The sequence below is a fragment of the Achromobacter sp. JD417 genome, assembly GCF_041879325.1.
Lineage (GTDB): Bacteria > Pseudomonadota > Gammaproteobacteria > Burkholderiales > Burkholderiaceae_B > Achromobacter > Achromobacter mucicolens.
Window position 1 is genome coordinate 4,236,900 of record NZ_CP087159.1, and the last position, 20,923, is coordinate 4,257,822.

Sequence of the window (20,923 nt, forward strand, 5' to 3'; positions counted from 1 at the left end):
CACGATTTTTTTTCATGAAAAGTGAGGGGATTTGCGTTTTCGACCGGCTTACAGGGAAAGACATCTTTCAACCTGGCCTATCAAGATTTCGCAATGACCCTCGCTCGTACCTCCAGGACGGCGCGCCTGACGCCCGTCCCGACCGTGTTGTCCACCGTTCTTTCCGGCCTGCTATGCGGCGCCGCCCTAGGCTTCATTGCCCCCGCTGTCCAGGCTCAGGCCGGTGTCGCCGCGCAGGAAACGGAATACACCTTCGCCATCGACGCCGGGCCGCTGGAGCCGGCGCTGAACCAGTTTGCCCGCGCCGCCGGCGTGAATGTGTCGTTCGATGCCGCGCAGGTGAGCGGGCTGCGAACCGAGGGTCTGCAAGGACGCTGGAGCGCCGGGCGCGGCTTGAGCGCATTGCTGTCCCGTACCGGATTCGAGGGGGTCAGGCTGTCCAGCGGCGGCTATGCCGTGCGGCGCCTGCCCGGCGGCGGCGCTGCCATGCTCGAACCAGTCACCGTGACGGGGCAGGAGTACCGCCTCATGACCGAAGGCACCGGCTCCTACACCACGTCGGCAGTCACCATCGGCAAGGGCGAGCAGCAGCTGCGCGACATTCCGCAGTCGGTCAGCGTGGTGACACGCCAACGCCTGGACGAGCAAAACCTGACCTCGGTGTATGACGCGCTGGAAAACACCACTGGCGTGACCTTGCAACAGAGCCCGCAGGGCGGCAAATACATCTATTCCCGCGGCTTTAACAACAGCGTGATCCAGTATGACGGCGTGCCGCTGGAACGCAGCATGTATGGCCGAGCCAGCAACTATTCGGGCGGCACCGCGTTTTATGACCGCGTCGAAGTGCTGCGCGGCGCGGCCGGCCTGCTGCAAGGTTCCGGTTCGCCTGGCGGCGCGGTGAACCTGGTGCGCAAACGGCCGTTGCAGGAAGACCGTTTCATGGTCGAGACCCAGGCCGGAAGCTGGGACCGCTACGGCATGCAGCTCGACGGCAGCGCGTTGCTGAACGAAGACGGCAGCCTGCGTGGCCGCGCCCTGATCGACCGCCAAAACGAACACTCATTCGTGGACCGGGTGAACCTGAAGAACACCACCGTCTACGCCACGGTCGAGTACGACTTCTCGCCGCGCACGCAGGTGAATCTGGGCTACAGCTATGAAGACCTGCGAGGCCGCCCTTCGATGTCGGGCCTGCCGCGCTATAGCAACGGTGAAGAGGTCGGGTTCAAGCGGTCCACCAGCTTCGGCGCAAACTGGAACCGCCAGGAGACCTCGAACCAGGGCTTCTATGCCGACTTCACGCATGCGTTCAATGACGACTGGCGCTTCAAGATGACCGGCGCCTACGTGAAGGAAAGTCAGCAGCTGAAGTACACCGCGTCGAGCCGGGCGGTGAATCCCGTGACGCAGATGGCGACCGTCAGCGTGGCCAGGACCGTGGCCGACATCGACACCTCGGGCGTGGACGCGAATCTGACCGGGAAGTTCCGTGCGTTCGGCCGCACCCACGAGGTGGTGGTGGGCGCCAACTACGGACACACCAAGATCGACACGTCCTACGCCTACCTGGTCAACTACGCGACCTTCAACGCGTTCAATTTCAATCCGGACCTGCCCGAGCCCACCACGGCCGAGATACGCGCAGGCACTGACGAGGCGCGCATCGGCTCGAACCGCGAACTGGGCTTTTACGGCACCACGCGCCTGCAACTGGCCGATCCCCTGAAGCTGGTGCTGGGCGGCCGCTTCAGCCGTTCCAACCGGGTCTGGACGACCGACACGACGACCGCCGGCGAGCTCGTCAACGGTCAGACCAAGCAGGCCAACACCCACTTCACGCCTTATGCCGGCCTGATGCTGGACCTGTCGCCGCAATGGACGACGTATGTGAGCTACACCGACATCTTCCAGCCGCAAAGCGAGGTGAATGCCGCCGGAGAGTCGCTAAAGCCAATCGTGGGAGAAAGCTACGAACTGGGCTTGAAGGGCGAGTTGCTGGACGGCCGCGTCAATACCGCATTCGCGCTCTTTCGGATCAACCAGAACAACCGCGCCCAGGTCGATTTCAACACCAGCCCGACCTGCGCTGCCGGCTATTTTTGCTACACCGATGCGGGCAAGGTGCGCAGCCAGGGCTTTGACGCGGAGATCAGCGGCGAGCTGACGCCGGGCTGGAACCTCTTTGCCGGCTACACCTTCAACACGACCAAGTACCTGAAGGACCAGGACAGCGAAGGCCAGGCGTTTGCGTGGTACACGTCCAAGCACATCTTCCGGCTCTGGACCACGTATCAATTGCCTGGCGATTTGAACGCCTTCACGGTGGGCGGCGGCGTCAATGTGCAGAGCGGGCAGTCGCGCCAGATCGGCGCCACCACCGTGCACGCCAGCGGACGCGCGGTATGGAGCGCCTACGCGAAGTATCAGATCAACCGCAATTGGGCTGCCACGGTCAACCTCAACAACATCTTCGACAAGACGTACTACAGCGCCGTCGGCAACCTGGTCAACGGCGTGCATTACGGCGATCCCCGCAATGCCATGCTGACGCTGCGGGGCACGTTCTGACAATGAAGACCGGTCTGCGCCAGCGCATGAGCTGGCTGCACACCTGGTGCGGACTGGTGTGCGCCTGGCTGCTGTGCCTGATATTCCTGGCGGGCACCATCAGCGTGTTCCGGGAGCCGATTACGCGCTGGATGACGGCCGAACCCGCCTTGCCGCCCGCGCCGCTGGTGCTGCCGCAGGAGGCCGTGCTGGCGGCGGCCTCGCGCTTTCTGGCTGACCAGGAAGCGGGCGTGCGCTTCTGGCGCATCGAGCTGCCCGAAGCGGCAACGCAGGCGATGCGGCTGGTGTGGCGCACCAACGCGGGCGTCACGCACGAAGCCGCGATGGATCCGCGTGACGGCTCCTTGCTGCCCCAGCGTTGGGGACGCAAGAGCGAAGGCGGTCGCCATTTCATGACGCTGCACTACAGCCTGCATGCCGGCACATTCGGATTCTGGCTGGTGGGCTGGCTGACGATAGGGATGCTGGCCGCGCTGCTGTCGGGCATCGTTGTCCACAAGCGCATCTTCAAGGATTTCTTCACCTTTCGTCCGGGGCGCGGCCAGCGCGCCTGGCTTGACGGCCACAATGCATCGGCCGTACTCACGCTGCCGTTCCAGCTGATGATCGCCTATACCGGGCTGGCGATCTTCTACACCAGCTACATGCCAGGCCCGCTCCGCGCGGTCTATGGCGAGCAAGGGGCGGCGCGCTGGCAGGCAGAGCTTGCCCAGCTGGCCCCGCAAGCCGGGGCCGCTACGTTGCCCGCACGCCCTCAGCTGGACGGCGGTCTGCCGGCGCGCCAGCAATTGGGCGTGCTGCTGCACGCGGCGCAGACGGCATTGGCAAGCCCCGCCCGCATGATCATGGTGGAGCGTCCGGGGCAGCCGCGCGAGCGCATCAGCGTGTACGGCCGGCCGGATCCCGCGGCAAAGACACGCGATCTCACCAGCCCGGTCGGCCGCGCCGTGTTCGACGGCGTCAGCGGCGCGTTCTCCGCCCTGCATCCCGCCGCGGGCCGGCAACCGGGCGACGCCGCGCATGAAGTGATGGAGCGCCTGCACGTGGCCTCGTATGGCGGCTGGACGATCAAGTGGCTGTACTTCGTCTGCGGACTGGCGGGCACACTGATGATGGCCACGGGAGCGGTCCTCTACACCATCAAGCGGCGCAACAAGGGCCAAAGCGAATTCGGCGCCGCCACGCCTGCGTTCTACCGCATTACCGAAGGACTCAACGTGGCGGCGATTGCGGGAGCCAGTCTGGCCTGCGTCGCCTACTTCCACGCCAACCGCCTGCTCCCGGCAGCGCTGCCCGCCCGCGACGCCTGGGAGATCAGAGGCTTCTTCCTGGTTTGGCTTTTTAGCCTGGCGCATGCCTGCGTGCGGCCGGTGCGGCGTGCCTGGGTCGAGCAGGTTGCCTGCACCGCGCTGCTGTGCCTCTTGCTGCCCGTGACCAACGTGCTGACCACCGGGCAACATGCGCTGGCCTATGCGCGTCGCGGCGATTGGCAGGCGGCAATGGTGGAATCCACCATCGTGGTGCTTGGCGGCCTGTTCACCCTGCTGGCGTGGCGCCTGCGCAACGGGGACTGGACCTCCCCCCGGCAGGCGCGCGTGACGGCCGCGCCGCGCGGCCATCGATGGCTTGTGCTGGCGCGCGTGCTCTGCGCGGTATTGGGCGGCTACGCGCTGGCGACGGTGGGCGCGATCGTCCTGGCTAAAATCCTGCCGCTGGGCGGCCTGGTCAGCCCCGCGATCGGCGTGGTCGTGGCCAGCCTGCTGAGCTTTCTGATCTACACGGTGGCGGCGCTGTGGGTGTTCGCGGCGCAGGATGCGTGGCGTTGGCTGCTGACCGGCATTGTCGTGCTGGCAGCGCTGGCATGGGCGATGGGGATTGCATGAGCACCACGATCGCAGCCCTGGCCGCGCTGGCGCTGGCCTTTGCCACCTTTGCCTGCCTGGCGCTGGCAATGGACCGGCACCATGAACAGGCAACCGGTCACGAAACCACAACCTTCGGGATCAAGTGCGGCTTGCGTCTGAGCGCCGCGCTGCTGGCGCTTGCCGCGATGGCCGCCTGCCTGCAGGCCTGGGGCATCGCGGTGGCGGCGCTGGTCTGGCTGGGCATGCTGTCGTGCGGCGCGATCCTGACCACCCTCACGCTCAGCCATGCGCCACGGCGGCTCCGGACGCTGGCCGCGATGGCGGCCTTTCTGGGCTTGGGCTTGGGCCTGGCCTGCACCTGAAACCGCCCGGCGGAACATCGACACATTGCCTTATTCTTACCCCCCATAACCCATTGCCACCTCAGGACAAAAGAGAAATCCTCATGCACATTAACCGGATCGCTGCATTCACCAGCCACGGTCAAGGCGGAAATCCCGCCGGCGTCGTCCTTGCGGATCAACTGCCCTCGCCCGAGGAAATGCAAAGGGTGGCGGCCGAGGTCGGCTATTCGGAAACGGTCTTCTCCTGTCCAAACGGCGATGGCTCGTGGCGCACCCGGTACTACTCGCCTGAAGCCGAAGTCGCCTTTTGCGGGCATGCGACCATCGCGCTAGGCGCGGTGCTCGGTCAGACCTTTGGGCCGGCCCGGTATCCGCTGGCCCTGGCAAACGCCCAAATTGAAGTGTCGGCTGAAATCCAGAACGGCGAATGGGTAAGCGTGCTGCGCTCGCCGCCGACGCGCAGCGCCCTCGCCAGTCCCGGGTTGTTGACCGAGGCGTTAGACCTCTTCGGCTACTCGACCGACGACCTGGATCCCACGCTAGCCCCCTGCATGGCCAACGCGGGGATCGACCACTTGATCGTGCCGCTCATTTCACGCGCCGCGCTGGCGCGCATGAACTACGACCTCGACCAAGGACGCCGCTTCATGCAAACCCATCGCATCGGAACCATCGCGTTCGTGTTCAGCGAGAGCGATACCCTGTTCCACGCGCGCAACGCGTTTGCCATTGGCGGCGTCCTGGAAGACCCGGCAACCGGCGCGGCAGCCGCGGCCTTTGCCGGAATGCTGCGCGACCTGGGCCGGAAAGCGCATGGCGAGATCGTCATCCTGCAAGGCGAGGACATGGGCATGCCCTGCCGAATCGAAGTCGAATTCACGGGCGAGCCGGGATCCCCCGTGAATGTGCGCGGCAAGTCTTCTGTCATCGGCTAGGCGCGCGGGCCGTTCCGTCACGCCTTCGGGCGTATGACCCTGCCAGCATGCGTTCCCGTGCCGGCGCCAAAGCTCCACGCCAAGCGCCCGTTGACCAATACGTGATCGATACCCTGCGCCTGGCGGGTGGGCGCGTCCCAGGTGGCGGTGTCCGCAATGGCATCCGCGTCGAAGACCACGATGTCGGCCGCGAATCCCTCGGCGATGCGCCCCCGCGCGGGAAGCCGGAAATGCGCGGCCGGCTTGCCGGTCATTTTGTGCACCGCCTGTTCCAGCGTGAACAGCCCGACGTCGCGGCAGTAGTGGCCCAGCACCCGCGGAAAGGTGCCCCACAGGCGCGGATGCGGCGCGGGATCGTGAGGCATGCCGTCCGAACCGATCATCGTGCCCGGGTACGCGAGGATGCGCTCGACGTCCGCCTCGTCCATGATGAAGTAGATGGCGCCCGCCGGCTGCAGCGCATCGACCGCATCTTCCGGACTCAGCCCCATGTCGTGGGCAATATCGTCCAGATCCCGCCCCGCGTACTGCGGATATGGCACGGACTTGGTCACGATGACCCGGCTGGATACCGCAAGGCGGTCCTTGCGAAGGATCGTGGATCCGGCCACATAGGGATAGCAATCCAGCGCCACCTCCTGACGCTGGCTGGCCTGGCCGATGTGCGCCAGCGTCTGCACCGAACGCCCATGGTTGCGTGGTCCGATCAGCTTGTGGTGCGAGATCAGCACGGGCGCGCCGCCCGCCGCCCCCACCGCAAAGGCTTCATCCAGCGCCGCGAAGATGCGATCGCCTTCATCGCGGATATGGCTGGCGTACAGCCCGCCATATTCGCGCAGCACGCTGGCCACCGCCATCAGTTCATCCAGCGTCGCCGGCATGGCGGCCGGATACGCGGTGCCGGTGGACAGCCCGATGGCGCCGCTCTGCATGGCCTCGTGCAATAGCGCCTGCATGTGCTCGATCTCGGCGGCGGTTGCCGGCCGGTCCAGGTCGTCCATCGCGGCGGCGCGCAGTGAGGTGTGTCCCACCAGGCAGGCCGCGTTCACGGCGGGCGGGTGGCGATCCAGGTTTTCCAGATAGGCGCGGAACGTCTCGTACGGAAAATCGCCGGCGTCGTTGCCCAGCAGATTGACAGGCGCAGGCACCTCGCTGCGCCAGCCCGAACGCCACGGCGCCTGGCTGATGCCGCAGTTGCCGGTCACCACCGTGGTGACGCCCTGGCTCAGCTTGGCGGGCATGCCGGGATCGATCGACAGGTAGCGGTCGTCGTGGGTGTGCGTATCGATGAAGCCGGGCGACACGATGCGGCCATCCGCCGCCAGCACCTGGTCGGCCACGGCGCCCGCCAGGTCGCCGACGGCCGCAATGCGGCCGTCGCGCACGCCCACGTCGGCCCGGACGCGGTCGGCGCCCGTCCCGTCGATCACCGTGCCTCCACGGATCAGCAGATCGTAGCGTTCGTGATTCATAAGGCTCAGTCGATCTTGACGTTGGCTTGCTTGATCACCTGCGCCCAGACCGGACGCTCGGCGTGTGCGCGGTCAAACAGCTGCTGGCGCGGGCCGATGTTCGGCACATAGGACAGCGTCTTGAGCTTTTCCTGAACGTCAGGCGACTGCAGCGCCTTGTTGATTGCGCCGTTCAGGTAGTCCAGCACCTTGGGGTCGGTACCGGCGGGCGCGACATAGCCCGTCCAGGCCACGGCGCGATAGCCCTTCAACCCCTGCTCGTCCAGCGTCGCCAGATTGGGCATGGACGGATCGCGCTGCAGGTCGGTCACGGCCAGCGGCACGACCTTGCCCTGGTCCACGAACGCGGCGATGGAAGAAATATTGTCGAACACCAGGTCGGCTTCGCCGCGCAGCACGGCCAGGTCCGCCTCAACGCCGCCCTTGTAGGGCACGTGCATGAACTCCACGCCCGCCATCGCGCCGAACATCGCCGCGCTCAGATGGCCCGTCGTGCCGTTGCCGCCCGACGACACCACCAGCTTGCCCGGTTCCTTCTTGGCCAGGGCGATCAGCTCGGCAACGCTCTTGACGTTCAGGCCCGGACGCACGGCCAGCAGGTTCTGCACGGAACCGGTCAGCGCGACCGGCGCCAGTTGCTTGTCGGCGTCGTACTGCAGCTTGGCGTACAGGCTTTGGTTGATCGCCAGCGTGGCCACATTGGCAAAGCCGATGGTATAGCCGTCGGGCGCGGCATTGGCCACCGCCTGCGTGCCGATGATGCCGGATGCGCCGGTGCGGTTCTGCACGACGAAGTTGCCGCCGGTCTGCTTGGCCATTTCGGCAGCGAGCAGGCGCGATACAAGGTCGGGCGTGGTGCCGGTATTGAACGGAACGACGATCGTGACGGGATGCTCGGGATAGGCGGCCTGGGCGGCGGACACCGCGGTCAGGCTCATCACTGCGCTCGCGGCCGCGAGCCAGCGCTTGGCGCTGCTTTGGAACGTGGACATGGTTTTCTTCCTTGGACTGTTATAGGTGTAGCCGCGCGGGCTCTGCGTCCCCCGCGGGTCTTGCACGGCGCCTGAACGGCGCCGGTACTACGCGGCGGGGCTTTCGGCCCCGCCGGCCTGGACGGTCGCGCGAGCGCTCAGTCCAGTGCGATCTGACGCAACAGCGGCAGATCGATGTTTCCGCCCGACAGCACGATGACCGCGTCGCGGCCTTCGGCAGACAGCTTTCCCGCCAGCAGCGCGGCCAGCGCCACCGCGCCGCCCGGCTCGACCACCAGGCGCAATTCGTCCAGCGCAAAGCGGATGGCGGTGGCGACTTCGTCATCGCTCACCGACACGGCCGCGCTCAGGCAGCGGCTGTTGATCGCGTAGGGCAGTTCCGCCGGCGTTGCGGCCTGCAGCGCATCGCACAAGGTCTTGGCGCCTGCGGGGTTGGTTTCGCGCTTGCCGGAGGCCAGGGACCTCACCGTGTCGTCGAATTCGCGCGGTTCCACCGCCACCATCCGCGCCTGCGGCGCCAGTTCGCGCAGCACCAGCGAGCAGCCCGCCGCCATGCCGCCGCCGCCGCAAGGCGTGGCAAAGAGTCCAAGGTTGGCCCGCGCCGCGGCCGGAAGATCCTGCAACGCCTCCAAGGCCAGCGTGCCCTGTGCAGCCAGCACGTCAGGATGGTCGCCAGGCGGCAGCAGCGTGGCGCCGGTCTCGGCCAGCAGGCGCATCCCGATCTCTTCGCGGCTTTCGCGCGTGCGGTCGTAGCGCACAACCTTGGCGCCGTGGCGCAGCGCTTTCTCGACCTTGTTTTCCGGCGCGTCCACCGGCATCACGATGGTGGCCGGCACGCGCAGGCAGCGGCTGGCCCAGGCAACGGCCTGGCCATGATTGCCGGTGGAATAGGCCACCACGCCGCGCTCGCGCTGCGCCGGGTCCATGTTCAGCAATGCGTTGAATGCGCCACGAGCCTTGAAGGAGCCCGTCACCTGCAGGTTCTCCAGCTTCAGCCAGATGGGCGCCTGCGCCCGTTCGTCCAGTGCCGGCGAGCGCAGCAGCATGGTGCGCCGCACGTGGGGCGCCAGGCGCTCGGCGGCGGCCGTCACGTCGGCGTATTCCGGCACGCGCAGGGTGCCGAGCATTTCGTGTTCGATGGTCGGAGGCAAAAGCATCGCGGTCATGAGGCTATCCAGCAAGGTAGGGAAATTAGGACGGGTCAGGCCGAAGGCGTCCAGACGGCGGGCGCGACGCTGCCGGTCTGCTCGACCAGGCGGCCGTAGGCCTCCGGACGGCGATGGTTGGCGAAATTGAAGACGGTGCTGCGGCCCAATTCGCACAGGTCCAGGTCGCAGTCGGCGACGATCAGCTCATCGTCCCAGGTCGCGGCCATGGCGATGATTTCGCCCTGGGGGTTGACGATGATGGAGTGGCCCAACAGTTCATGGCCGTCCTCGGTGCCGGCCTTGGCAACGGCCGCGGCAAAGGTGGCGTTCTGGTAGCAGCCCGCCTGGATGGACAGGTGCGAGTGCAGCACGCGCAGGTGGTGCGCCTCGAAGCCGCGGTTGTCCTGGTTGCGGCTGGGCGTGTTGTAGCCCAGCATGACGAGTTCGACTTGCTGCAGGCCCAGCACGCGCCAGGCCTCGGGCCAGCGCCGGTCGTTGCAGATGAGCATGCCCAGGTTCGCGTCCACGCCGGGCGCAACGGGCGCGCGCACCACCGGGAATCCCAGGTTGCCCACTTCGAAGTAGCGCTTCTCCAGATGCTGGACCTGGCGATGCTCGGCGAACTCGGCGTGCCCCGGCAGATGAACCTTGCGGTACTTCAACACGATCTCGCCGTTGGGCGCGATGACGACCGACGTATTGAACCGGCGCTTGCGCACGATGCCCTGTTCGTCCGGTTCCCAGGCCAGTTCCGCGTATCCCAGGTACACCATCAGGCCGTAGCGCTTGATGGCGTCTAACAGCGGCTGCGTGGCGGGCGACGGCAGGCTGGGCTCAAACCAGGCATCCGCCTCGTCAAGATCCTCGCAGTACCAGCGCGGAAAGAAGGTCGTCAGCGCAAGTTCCGGAAACACCACGACCTGGGCGCCGCGTTGATGCGCGCGCTCCATCAGCCGGACCATGCGGCCGATCGCCACGTCGCGCCCTTCGGAACGTTGAATCGGACCCAATTGGGCGGCAGCGACGGTGACGATGCGGGACATGAGGTAATCCTGGGTTGAGTGAGCGTTATCCGCCGCCAGCATGACGTGCGCGCCCGGCCGCGGGAAGACCGTCCGCCAGGTGGGACGCGGATCGCGGCGAGCCGAAAAACGGGCCCGCAACCCTTGAAAATAAAGGGTTTGCCTCCGCCGGACAGGGCTCCGGCCGGCCGCGGGACTGTGCATTTAGTAATGGGCTGCGCGCAAAACGTCATGGCACCTGTGTGGCGCGCACGCCGCGCCGGCCTGCAGGCCATAAAATGGCTGGCGCTGACTACCCTTTCACTTACGCCCCCTTCCCTATGGCCGGCCCCCTTCCCTCGGCGCCCGGAGCGCTGACGCTTCGCCAGATCGAGGTCTTCCACGCCGTGATGCTGACCGGCTCGCTCAGCGAGGCGGGCCGCATGCTGTCCGTGACGCAGCCCGCCGTGAGCCGCGTGCTGGCCTCGGCCGAGAACCGGCTGCGCTATCGGCTGTTCGAACGCGTCAAGGGGCGGCTGCACCCCACTCCGGAGGCCCGGCGCCTGTTTGTCGAGGCCGAAGAGATCTTCGGCCGCGTCAACCGGTTCAATGCCCTGGCGGGCGCGTTGGGCGCAGGCTCGGCAGGCACGGTCAGTCTGGTGTCCAGCCCCAGCTTCAGCGAATGGCTCATCCCGCACGCCATCCAGAAGTTCCGCGAGCGGCACCCCGACACGCCCATCCGCTACCGGCCGCTGGCCTTTGACGCGCTGCTGCCGCATCTGCTGCTGGGACAGGCCGATTTCGGCATCGCGTCGATGCCGCCGCCGGTCAATGCCAATATCGTCAGCGAAGAGATCGGCCAGGGCTGGCTGGGCTGCGCGGTGCCGCGCGGCCATCCGCTGGCGGTGCGCAGGCGCGTTCGCGCCGAAGACCTGCAAGGTCATCTGCTGATCGGCTATGGCGCCGACACGCCCTTCGGGCGACTTGCCAGCCGCTTTCTGAACTCCGGCCCCGCGCCGGTGCAACCGCAGATCGAAATCCGCTCGACGCCCGAGGCGCTGGCGCTCGTGCGCCAAGGCGTGGGCGTGGCGCTGATCGAATCGTTCGGCTATCACCCCAGCTTCGGCAAGGACTTCGTGCTGCTTCCCACCGAACCCGCCCTGAGCCACGCCATCCATCTGCTGCACTCGGCCAGCAGCCCGCTATCGAGCACCGCCAAGCGCTTTGCGACCGTGCTGAAGACGTTGATCCGGCAGGCGCAAAAAGACGCGCCCTACTGAAAATCCATCTGCGAGATCGGCCGCAGGCGCACGCCCTCTTCCTGCAGCGCCTGACGCACAGCCCGCGCGATGTCGACGCCCTGCGGATTGTCGCCATGCACGCAGATCGTGTGCACCGGCATGGCGACCACCTTGCCGCCCACCGTGCGGATCGCCTGCTCGCGCACCATGCGCACCGCCTGCGCGGCGGCCGCGGCCGGATCGTGAATCACCGCCCCGGGCTCGCTGCGCGGCAGCGTCAGGCCATTGTCGCCATAGAGCCTGTCGGCAAACACCTCGCAGGCCACGCGGATGCCGGCCCGGCGCGCGGCGCGCTCGGTCTCGTTGTGCGGCGTGCAGACCAGCACCAACTCCGGATCGAGCGTGCGCATGGCCCAGGTCAGCGCCTCTGACAGCGCCCGGTCTTCGAAGGCCAGCGTGGCCAGCGCGCCGTGCACCTTCACATGCGTCACGCGATGGCCCGCGGCGCGGGCCATGCCCTGCATCGCGGCGATCTGGTACGCGAGCATGTCGCCGATGGCCTGAGGGCTGTCGCCGACGATCTTGCGCCGGCCGAATCCCCACAAGTCGTTGAACCCCGGATGGGCGCCCACATCAATGCCCCGCTTTAGCGCGGATGCCGCAGTTTGGTGCATGACCGATGCATCGCCACCGTGAAAACCGCAAGCCACGTTGGCCGACGTGATGAGGTCCAGCATGGCCTCGTCCGCACCAATCTTGTAGTGGCCGAAGCTCTCTCCCAGGTCGGAATTGAGGTCTACGTCGCGCATCTGAAGGACTCCGAAAAAAGCGAATTTCAATGTTTGGCATACCGTTGGCATGCAATTTGCATGCCAAGGACTTGCTGAGGCGATATGCCCAGGATCGGGGCAGGTCTGCCCACCGCGTTTTTTTAATGAACGGAGTCCAAGCAATGAATTTCAAATGGAAGAACGCCACATGCGCCGTGGCCGCAGCATTGGCGATGGCGACTGGCGTGGCGCAAGCGGCAGAACTCAACTTCGCCAGCTGGGGCGGCAACTACCAGGGTGCGATCCGCGACGCCTGGCTCAAGCCCTTCTCCAAGGAAACCGGCATCACCGTCCACGAAGACACCGATCCGCAGGTCGCCAAGATCCGCGCCATGATCGACACCAAGTCGGTCACCTGGGATGTGGTGACCGAGAACAGCGCCCGCCTGACGCGCGGCATCAAGCTGGGCGTCTTCGAGAAGATCACGCCGGACATGGTCAACCAGGACCACGTGATCCCCAGTGCCCGCAACGACTATGGCGTGCCGTCGGAAATCTTCTCGACCAACATCGGCTTCTCGACCCAGGCCTTTCCCGCCGGCAAGCCGCAACCCAGCACCTTCGCCGACTTCTGGGACGTGAAGAAATTCCCCGGCAAACGGACCCTGCAGGACGATCCCGCCACGGTGATCGAAGCCGCACTCATCGCCGACGGCGTCCCGCCCGCCGATGTGTACAAGGTGCTGGCCACGCCCGAGGGCCTGGACCGCGCGTTCAAGAAGATCGAAGAGATCAAGCCCCACGTCGCCCGCTGGTGGAAGAGCGGCGCCGAACCCGTCAACGCGCTGGGAACCGGCGAAGTCGTGATGGCGCTGGGCTGGAACGGCCGCTTCCAGGCCGGCATCGACTCGGGTCTTCCCATCGCCATGGGCTGGGGCGACAGCATCGCTCAGGTCGGCTACTTCGCCATCGTGAAGGGCTCGCCCAACCGCGACGCGGCGATCAAGCTGCTGAACTACATGATCCAGCCCAAGCACCAGGCCGAATTCAGCAAGTACATCGCCTACGGCCCGACCACCGAGCAGGCCCTGCCCCTGATCGACGCCAAGCGGCTTGAGCGCCTGCCTTCGACCACCGAGCGCCTGAAGAAAAGCATCTTCCTGAACTCGGAGTTCTGGGACACCCACGGCCCCGCCATCACCGAACGCTACAACCAGGTCCGCGCCCGCTGATCCTTCTGCCTCCTTACTCAGACGCCGGCGCGTGCGCCGGCGCCCCCATGCCATGACCACGAGCACCGACGCCCTTACCCTGCCCGTCGCCAGCGTGCGCCCGGCCGCTGCTTCCCGGCGCGGCCGCGTCGCGGCCCTTGCTGCGTTGCCGCTGCTGCTGTTTCTTCTGCTGTTTTTCGCCGGCCCGATCGCGGGTTTGCTGGGCAACGGCTTCAAGGGCGAGGACGGCGGCCTGACGCTGGACCATTACCGCCACCTGCTGGACACGCCGATCTACCGGATCGTGCTGGTCAACACGTTCACCATTGCCGCTGCCGTTACTGTGGCCTGCGTGGTGTTGAGCTATCCGCTCGCCTACCTGATGGCGACCGTATCGCCGACCGTGGCGCGCGTGGTGTTCTTCGCGGTGCTCCTTCCCTTCTGGTCCAGCGCGCTGGTCCGCACATCGGCCTGGATTGCGCTGCTGGGCAAGAACGGGCCGTTGAACACCTTGCTGACGACCGTGGGCATCCTCGACCAGCCCATGGCGTTTCTCTACAACTTTACCGGCGTGATGGTGGGCATGACGCACGTGCTGATGCCCTTCGTGGTGCTGCCGCTGTATGCGTCGTTCCGGTCCCTGGACGGCAGCCTGGTGCAGGCCGCGCAAGGCCTGGGCGCGGGGTCCGCGGGCATTTTCAGCCGGGTCATCCTGCCGCTCACCAGTCCGGGCGCGGTTGCCGGCGGCATCATTGTCTTCATGAACGCGGTGGGCTACTACATCACCCCATCGCTGATGGGCGGCCCCGCCCAGCGCATGGCCGCCGAACTCATTTCGCACAACATCACCGAAGAGCTGAACTGGGGATTGGCCTCGGCGCTGGCAGGCGTGCTGCTGGCCACCGTGCTGCTGTCGCTGTGGCTGTTCAACCGGCTGTTCGGCCTGAACAGCCTGATCAGCGCCAGTTCCGGCAAAGGCAGCAACACCAGCGGGTATCGCCGCACGCCGGGCGGCCGGATGTCGGCCATGCTGGGCGTGGCCTGCGCGGTGTTCCTGCTGCTGCCCATCGTCGTAGTCATTCCGATGAGCTTCGGCACCACCGACTTCCCCATCTTCCCGCCGCCCAGCTACGGGCTGCGCTGGTACGAGAACTTCTTCACCGACGGCAAATGGCTGGCCGCGCTGGCCTCCAGTACGCGGATCGCCGTCGTGGTGACACTGCTGGCCACGGTCCTGGGCACCGCCGCCGCGCTGGGCGTCAGCCGGCTGGCAAAGCGCCACCAAGGATGGCTGGATGCCTTCTTCATCGTCCCGATGTCGGTGCCGGCCATCGTCACGGCGGTCGCGCTGTACTACCTGTTCGCGCCCATCGGCTGGGTCGCCAATTCCATGGCGGTCATTCTGGGCCACACCGTGCTGGCCGCGCCCTACGTCTACATCACCATGCGGGCGGCGCTGCGCAGCCTGGACCCCAGCCTGGAGTTGGCCGCGCTGAGCATGGGCGCTTCCTGGCCGACGATGTTCAGGCTGGTGATGCTGCCGGCCCTGATCCCCAGCCTGATCGGCGGCGCCGTCTTTGCCTTCGTCAGCTCGTTCGACGACGTGGTCATGGCGCTGTTCCTGACCACCATCCGCAACCGCACCCTGCCCAAGCTGATGTTCGAGGGCCTGGCCAACGACTTCGATCCCACCGTGATCTCCGCCTCCTGCCTGCTGGTCGGGGCGACGGCGCTGATCCTGCTTGCAAACCTGCTGATCAGCAGGAAGAAGGAACACTGACATGCATATCGCCAACGACATCCTCCCGCAACGCCCGCCGGAACGCCAGGGCAAGGAACTGACGCTTGCCGGCATCCACAAGCGATACGGCGATTCGATTGCGCTGCCCGACGTCGATCTGACCGTGGCGCGCGGCGAGTTCTGCACGCTGCTGGGCGCCTCCGGCTCCGGCAAGACCACGCTGCTCAAGATCATCGCCGGCTTCGAATCGCCGGACGCCGGCGTGGTGAAGATCGGCGGGCGCGACGTCACGCATACGCCGATCGCGGACCGCAACATCGGCATGGTGTTCCAGAACTACGCCCTGTTCCCGCACATGAGCGTGTTCGAGAACGTCGCGTTCGCGCTGCGCATGCGGCGCCTGAACGAAGAGGACATCCGCCGCCGCGTATTTGACGCGCTGGACCTGGTGAGCCTGGCGCCGCTGAAGGACCGCAAGCCCGGCGCGCTGTCCGGGGGCCAGCAGCAGCGCGTCGCGCTGGCGCGCGCCCTGGTGTTTACGCCCGACATCCTGCTGATGGACGAGCCGCTGGGCGCGCTGGACAAGAACCTGCGGCAAGCCATTCAGCTGCAGTTGCGCCGGCTGCACCAGGAACTGGGGCTGACCGTGGTCTTCGTCACGCATGACCAGGAAGAGGCCATGAACCTGTCGGACCGCATCGTCATCCTGGAACAGGGCCGCATCGTCGAGGCCGGCTCGCCGGAAAGCCTGTACCGCAAGCCCGCCAGCGCTTTCGTCGCCGGCTTCCTGGGCGAATGCAATTTCCTGCCCGCCAACGACGGCGTGCTGGGCGTGCGCCCCGAGCACCTGCGGCTGGGCAGCCGCCTGGCCGGCGCCGATCAGCGCCACCCGGGCAAGGTCGTGGCGTCGACGTTCTGCGGCGTGCACTGGAAAGTCTTCATCGAAGCCTTCGACAAGGTGATCTTGGCCTACGCGCCGCTGGATGTGGACTCAGCCCAGCGCACGCCCGGACAGGCGGTCACGTGGGGCTTTCATCCGGACGACGCCATGGAATTCGCCAACGCAGCATGACGACCGCCGCGCCAACTTCTTGCGGGACTGCCGCGCCGCGCATCGTGGCGGCGGGCGATCGCACGCTGCTGGTCGAGTTTCCTGACCGCATCGACGCCGAGACCAATGCGCGCGTGCTCGCGCTGTCAAAGGCGTTGCGAGGCAGCCTGCGCAAGGTCCGCGGACTCGTGAGCGTGGTGCCGGCGTACCGTTCGCTCGCGGTGAACTTCGATCCGCTACTGATCGGGCACGACGCCATTGGCGAGCTGATCGGCCGCAGCCTTCAAGCCAGCGCCTTCGCGCCTGTCCCCGCACCGCGCCGCTGGGAAGTCCCGGTCTGCTATGGCGGCGCCCACGGCATGGACCTGCAGGCGCTGGCGGATCAGCATCGGCTTGATCCCGCGCGGGTCATCGCCCGGCACACCGCGCCGGTCTACCGGATCTATATGGTGGGATTCCTGCCGGGCTTCGCGTATCTGGGCGGCCTGGATCCTGCGCTGCACACGGCCCGCCGCGCCATGCCACGCGCGCACACGCCCGCCGGCAGCATCAACATCGGCGGCCAGCAGACGGCCATCGCCTCGGTATCCGGACCCAGCGGCTGGCACCTGATCGGCCGCACGCCGTGGCGCAGCTTCGATCTGCGCCACAAGAATCCATTTCTGTTCGAGGCCGGCGACGAGATCGTGTTCACCCCCATCGATGAAGACGAGTTCGAACGCCTTGCCGCCTTGCAGGACGACCCCGCCCGGCGGCCGCAACCGCTTAGAGGAGCCGGCCCATGAGCGCGCGCCTTCGCGTCGAAAAGGCCGGCTTGTTGACCACGGTGCAGGACCTGGGCCGCCCGGGCCATGAACACATGGGCGTGCCGCCGTCGGGCGCCATGGATCCCGGCGCGCTGCGCATCGCCAATGGACTCGTCGGCAACGCCCCCGGTTTGGCCGCACTGGAATTCACCCTGCTGGGCGGCGCGTTGCAGGTGCTGGATGCGGATTGCACCGTCGCCTTCGCCGGCAACGCTTTGCTGCACGCCAGCGCCGCGGCCGCCTCGCCCGCGCGGTCACTGAGTCCGTGGCAATCCCACCGCTTGCCGGCGGGTGCCACCTTGACGATCGGACCGCTGGAACGCGGCGTACGCGGATATCTGGCCGTCGGTGGCGGCATCGCCGTGGCGGCCGTGCTGGGCAGCGCCTCCACCCTCACGCGTGCCCGTCTCGGCGGGCTGGATGGCCGTGCGCTGGCGCGCGGGGATGTGCTTGCCATCGGCGACGGCCGGCGCCGTTCGCCGCGCCGCTGGCTGGCCACCCGCGACACCGGCTGGTTCTATCGGGACGCGCCCATCGGGGTCATCCTCGGGCCGCAGCAGGATCACTTCGCGCCCGCCGAGATCGACCGTTTTCTCGGCGCCACCTATCGCCTGGCGCCGCAGTCCGACCGCATGGGCCTGCGTCTGGATGGGCCGGTCATCGCGCACGCCCGCGGCGCCGACATCATCACCGACCCCATCGCCGCGGGCAGCATCCAGATCCCGGGCGCGGGCCAGCCGCTCATTGCCATGAACGACCGCCAGACCACCGGCGGTTACCCCAAGATCGCCACCGTCATCTCGGCCGACCTGCCTCGTCTTGCGCAGATCCGCCCGGGCCAGCCGCTGCGGTTCGAAGCCCTGGAACTGGCGCACGCCGTGCAGCGCTGGCGCGACTACACGGAATGGGTGCGCGCCCGCGAAGACGACTTGCGCGCAGACCCGAACTTTCCCATCTTCCCCTTACTGTTTCCATGATTCCTATGCCCATCATTCATGCCATGGAAAGCCCCTTGCTCAACGCCACAGCCGCCGCCCCGGCCGCCGACGACGCGCGCGACCTGGTCGACGAGGCCTATTCGACCATGCTGGACATGATCCAGCTGGGCCAGTTGCCCATCAACCAACCGCTGCAGGAACGCAACCTGGCCAGCGCGCTGGGCGTGTCGCGCACCCCGCTGCGCGAGGCGATGAGCCGCCTGATCGGCGCCGGATTCGCCGTGCGCACGGCGCGCGGGCAGCTCATCGTTCCTGAACCCTCGTTGCGGCAATACCTAGAGATCTTCCAGATGCGCGTGCTGCTGGAAGGCGACGCCGCCGCGGCCGCCGCCACCCGCATGGCGCCGGAGGAGGCCGCAGCCCTTTTGGAGCAAGTCAGCGAGATCCGGCGCCGCAACGAGACCACCCACGAGGAGAACCATCGGGTCGACAATCTGCTGCACGACAGCATCGCCCGGGCCAGCGGCAACCGGCTGATGGCACAGACCATCCACGACCTGCGCATCAAGGCCCGCTGCTTCGACCAGAACGGCGCGCCCGAACGGCTGATTCCCGGCTGCGACGAGCACATGGCCGTTCTGCAGGCCATCCTGAATCGAGACCCCGACGCCGCGCGCGCCGCGATGCAGGCGCACCTCTGCAACGTGCGCGTTGGCCTGGTCGCCCGCCACACCCAGATTTAACTGCCTCCTTTATCCGCATGCCATTCCCTACCCCCAAGCCTCTGCTCATCATCATGAACCCGGTCACGCAGGCCGACCGGGACCAGATCGCCCGTCACTTCGAAGTCGTCTTCGCCCCGACGCCGGAGCAGTTTGCACAAGCCGTCGCCGAGCACGCGCCGCGCGTCGACGTGGTCATGACCATCGGCGCGATTGGCCTGACTGCAGGCCAGATCGACGCGCTGCCCAACCTGAAGCTGATCTACTCGATGGGAGCCGGCTACGAAAAGATCGACCTGGACCACGCCCGGCGGCGCGGCGTCAAGGTCGCCAACGGCGCGGGCACCAACGACAGCTGCGTCGCCGACCACGCCATGGGCCTGATGATCGCCGTCATCCGCGGCATTCCCCACCTGGATCAGCTCACGCGGCAAGGCGTCTGGCGCACGCAGCTGCCCCTGCCGCCCAACGTCTCCGGAAAAAAACTGGGCATCATCGGCCTGGGCGGTATCGGCGAAAAAGTGGCGCTGCGCGCGCAGGCGTTCGAGATGCAGATCGGCTACCACAACCGCCGCCCGCGCCCGGGGTCGCCGCACCGCTACTTTCCGTCCGTGAGCGGACTGGCCGGGTGGTCCGACGTGCTGCTCGTCGCCATCCCGGGCGGCAATTCAACGCACCATCTGATCGATGGCGCCATCCTGGACCAGCTCGGCCCCAACGGCTACCTGATCAACATCGCGCGCGGCAGTGTCGTGGACACCGTTGCCTTGGAACGCGCCCTGCGCCAGCAGACCATCGCCGGCGCGGCCCTGGACGTTTATGAGGGCGAACCCGAGTTGCCTGCCGCATTGGCCGACCTGACCAACTTGGTGCTCACCCCGCACATTGCCGGCTGGTCGCCCGAAGCCATGCAATTGATGGTGGATAAGTTCCTGGAAAATACGCGCCGGCTGTATGCGGGCGAGCCGCTGTTGACGCCGCTGTGAGGTGGGACGTTCATTCAGCCAGGGCAGAAATTCCCTGCTTGCCTGGCGCTGCTGCCAGCCGAACCCGTGCCTGGTATGAGACACGCATCCGGGGAAGCGCTTCCCGGACCTCACATGCCTAGCGGCTGCATTGCTTGCTCAACTTCATCTGCGGAAATGTCTTGCACGATCACGACCATGGCGCCCGTCGCCCGTGCCGCGCCTTCCGGCTCGGCAATCGGCTCGGGCGTGGCGAATACGAGCCGCACGCCATGCGCGGCGCGCAGACTGCCGTCTTCCCAACGCAGCACGCCCTTGGCCCTTAACAGGCGCTCTCCGACATGGCGTTGCATGTGCCGGGTCCAGTTCGCATAGGCTTCCCAGGTTACGGGCGTATGCTGCCGGAATGCATAGGACACAATGCCGTAGCGCAACACATGCGCCACCGGCTTGAAGGCGGCTGGCGCTGCCTCCTTTAACACAGCCGCGTCCAGATGTTCTGGACGCAGGCCGTCAAACAGCGCGGGCGCGTCCTCGTCCACCGTGCCAGGCGACACAGCGCGGATTGGCGCATTGGCGTTGTATTCCCTTAGCGCTGCCTTTACCGCCTGAATCGCGCCGTCCCCGGCCAGATCCACCTTGGTCAGCGCAATGCGGTCGGCGATGGCGACCTGAGTGCTGGCTTCGCGATAGGCGTCCAGCGTCGCCATCCCGTGCAGCGCATCCGCCGTCGCCACCACGCCGCCGAAGCGGTAATGGCGGGCGATCAGGGGGTCGGCAGATAGCGTGTTGATGACCGGACACGGGTCAGCCAGCCCCGAGGTCTCTACCACCACCCGCTCAAATTGCGGAATTTCACCGCGCTGGCGACGGTAGTACAGCGACTCAAGCGTGTCTTGCAGCGAGCTTGTCGCCGCGCAGCAGAGACAGCCGGAATCCAGCAGCACGACATCGGTGTCATCCGCCTTGCCGACCAGCATGTGGTCCAGGCCGATCTCGCCGAACTCGTTGATGACCACCGCCGTATCGGCAAAGCGCGGGCTGCGCACCAGACGCGACAACAGTGTGGTCTTGCCGCTTCCCAGGAAGCCGGTCAACAGGTAGACGGGAATCGGTCCGGCATTGATGGCCATGGCGTCGGCATCCTTCT

The 20,923-nt window shown here is 66.7% G+C and carries 18 protein-coding genes; 12 read left to right on the forward strand and 6 right to left on the reverse strand.

Translation table 11 applies throughout. From position 1 onward, the window contains the following. Nucleotides 1-93: 93 nt before the first annotated feature. The 4 genes from LN047_RS19540 to LN047_RS19555 all read left to right on the forward strand — a co-directional run bounded on the left by LN047_RS19540 (nt 94) and on the right by LN047_RS19555 (nt 5,715). Nucleotides 94-2,571: a TonB-dependent siderophore receptor gene (locus LN047_RS19540; protein ID WP_373979934.1), complete on the forward strand. Its 2,478-nt coding sequence runs from the start codon at nt 94-96 to the stop codon at nt 2,569-2,571. Between the two features lie 2 nt (nt 2,572-2,573). Then, complete coding sequence (locus LN047_RS19545; protein WP_373979935.1) at nt 2,574-4,454, forward strand: PepSY-associated TM helix domain-containing protein; 1,881 nt, start codon at nt 2,574-2,576, stop codon at nt 4,452-4,454. Then, on the forward strand, nt 4,451-4,798 hold the full coding sequence (locus LN047_RS19550) for a DUF3325 domain-containing protein (RefSeq protein WP_373979936.1): 348 nt from the start codon (nt 4,451-4,453) through the stop codon (nt 4,796-4,798). Before LN047_RS19545 ends, LN047_RS19550 begins: the two co-directional genes overlap by 4 nt. Nucleotides 4,799-4,881: 83 nt before the next feature. Beyond that, nucleotides 4,882-5,715, forward strand: coding sequence for a PhzF family phenazine biosynthesis protein (locus LN047_RS19555; RefSeq protein WP_373979937.1), 834 nt, complete (start codon nt 4,882-4,884; stop codon nt 5,713-5,715). 17 nt (nt 5,716-5,732) lie between these two features. On the opposite strand, the gene LN047_RS19560 is transcribed toward LN047_RS19555, so the two are convergent. The 4 genes from LN047_RS19560 to LN047_RS19575 form a co-directional block, all read right to left on the reverse strand. Next, complete coding sequence (locus LN047_RS19560; RefSeq protein WP_373979938.1) at nt 5,733-7,187, reverse strand: amidohydrolase family protein; 1,455 nt, start codon at nt 7,185-7,187, stop codon at nt 5,733-5,735. Between the two features lie 5 nt (nt 7,188-7,192). After that, the gene (locus LN047_RS19565) at nt 7,193-8,179 is read right to left on the reverse strand and encodes a tripartite tricarboxylate transporter substrate binding protein (RefSeq protein ID WP_142054070.1); all 987 of its coding nucleotides are present in this window, start codon (nt 8,177-8,179) and stop codon (nt 7,193-7,195) included. Nucleotides 8,180-8,316: 137 nt separating this feature from the next. Next, entirely contained in the window at nt 8,317-9,345 is a 1,029-nt protein-coding gene (locus LN047_RS19570; RefSeq protein WP_373979939.1) for a threonine/serine dehydratase, read from the reverse strand. Nucleotides 9,346-9,380: 35 nt separating this feature from the next. Beyond that, nucleotides 9,381-10,370 (reverse strand): N-carbamoyl-D-amino-acid hydrolase, encoded by a 990-nt coding sequence (locus LN047_RS19575; protein WP_373979940.1) that lies wholly within the window; start codon nt 10,368-10,370, stop codon nt 9,381-9,383. A 299-nt stretch (nt 10,371-10,669) separates the two neighbouring features. Between LN047_RS19575 and LN047_RS19580 the strand changes: the two genes are divergently transcribed. Beyond that, nucleotides 10,670-11,608 carry a LysR family transcriptional regulator gene (locus LN047_RS19580; RefSeq protein WP_056323015.1) on the forward strand — a complete coding sequence of 313 codons (939 nt, stop codon included), beginning with the start codon at nt 10,670-10,672 and terminating at the stop codon, nt 11,606-11,608. Here LN047_RS19580 and LN047_RS19585 read toward each other — a convergent pair. Beyond that, nucleotides 11,602-12,378 (reverse strand): LamB/YcsF family protein, encoded by a 777-nt coding sequence (locus LN047_RS19585; RefSeq protein WP_056323012.1) that lies wholly within the window; start codon nt 12,376-12,378, stop codon nt 11,602-11,604. The genes LN047_RS19580 and LN047_RS19585 overlap by 7 nt on opposite strands. Nucleotides 12,379-12,521: 143 nt before the next feature. Between LN047_RS19585 and LN047_RS19590 the strand changes: the two genes are divergently transcribed. Genes LN047_RS19590 through LN047_RS19620 form a run of 7 tightly spaced genes read left to right on the forward strand, consistent with a single transcriptional unit; the run spans nt 12,522 to nt 19,794 of the window. Beyond that, a complete protein-coding gene (locus tag LN047_RS19590) occupies nt 12,522-13,571 on the forward strand; it encodes an ABC transporter substrate-binding protein (protein WP_128827521.1) in 1,050 nt (349 codons plus the stop codon). A gap of 52 nt (nt 13,572-13,623) precedes the next feature. Beyond that, nucleotides 13,624-15,330: an ABC transporter permease subunit gene (locus tag LN047_RS19595; protein WP_179689722.1), complete on the forward strand. Its 1,707-nt coding sequence runs from the start codon at nt 13,624-13,626 to the stop codon at nt 15,328-15,330. A 1-nt stretch (nt 15,331) separates the two neighbouring features. Beyond that, complete coding sequence (locus LN047_RS19600) at nt 15,332-16,363, forward strand: ABC transporter ATP-binding protein (protein ID WP_373979941.1); 1,032 nt, start codon at nt 15,332-15,334, stop codon at nt 16,361-16,363. Continuing rightward, on the forward strand, nt 16,360-17,127 hold the full coding sequence (gene pxpB, locus LN047_RS19605) for a 5-oxoprolinase subunit PxpB (protein ID WP_373979942.1): 768 nt from the start codon (nt 16,360-16,362) through the stop codon (nt 17,125-17,127). The genes LN047_RS19600 and pxpB overlap by 4 nt, the downstream gene beginning before the upstream one ends. Next, the gene (locus LN047_RS19610; protein WP_373979943.1) at nt 17,124-18,125 is read left to right on the forward strand and encodes a biotin-dependent carboxyltransferase family protein; all 1,002 of its coding nucleotides are present in this window, start codon (nt 17,124-17,126) and stop codon (nt 18,123-18,125) included. Before pxpB ends, LN047_RS19610 begins: the two co-directional genes overlap by 4 nt. Before the next feature lie 5 nt (nt 18,126-18,130). After that, nucleotides 18,131-18,829: a GntR family transcriptional regulator gene (locus LN047_RS19615; RefSeq protein WP_373979944.1), complete on the forward strand. Its 699-nt coding sequence runs from the start codon at nt 18,131-18,133 to the stop codon at nt 18,827-18,829. 17 nt (nt 18,830-18,846) lie between these two features. Beyond that, entirely contained in the window at nt 18,847-19,794 is a 948-nt protein-coding gene (locus LN047_RS19620) for a 2-hydroxyacid dehydrogenase (protein WP_373979945.1), read from the forward strand. Nucleotides 19,795-19,904: 110 nt separating this feature from the next. Here LN047_RS19620 and LN047_RS19625 read toward each other — a convergent pair whose 3' ends face one another. Then, nucleotides 19,905-20,906, reverse strand: coding sequence for a GTP-binding protein (locus LN047_RS19625; protein WP_373979946.1), 1,002 nt, complete (start codon nt 20,904-20,906; stop codon nt 19,905-19,907). Between the last annotated feature and the right edge of the window lie 17 nt (nt 20,907-20,923).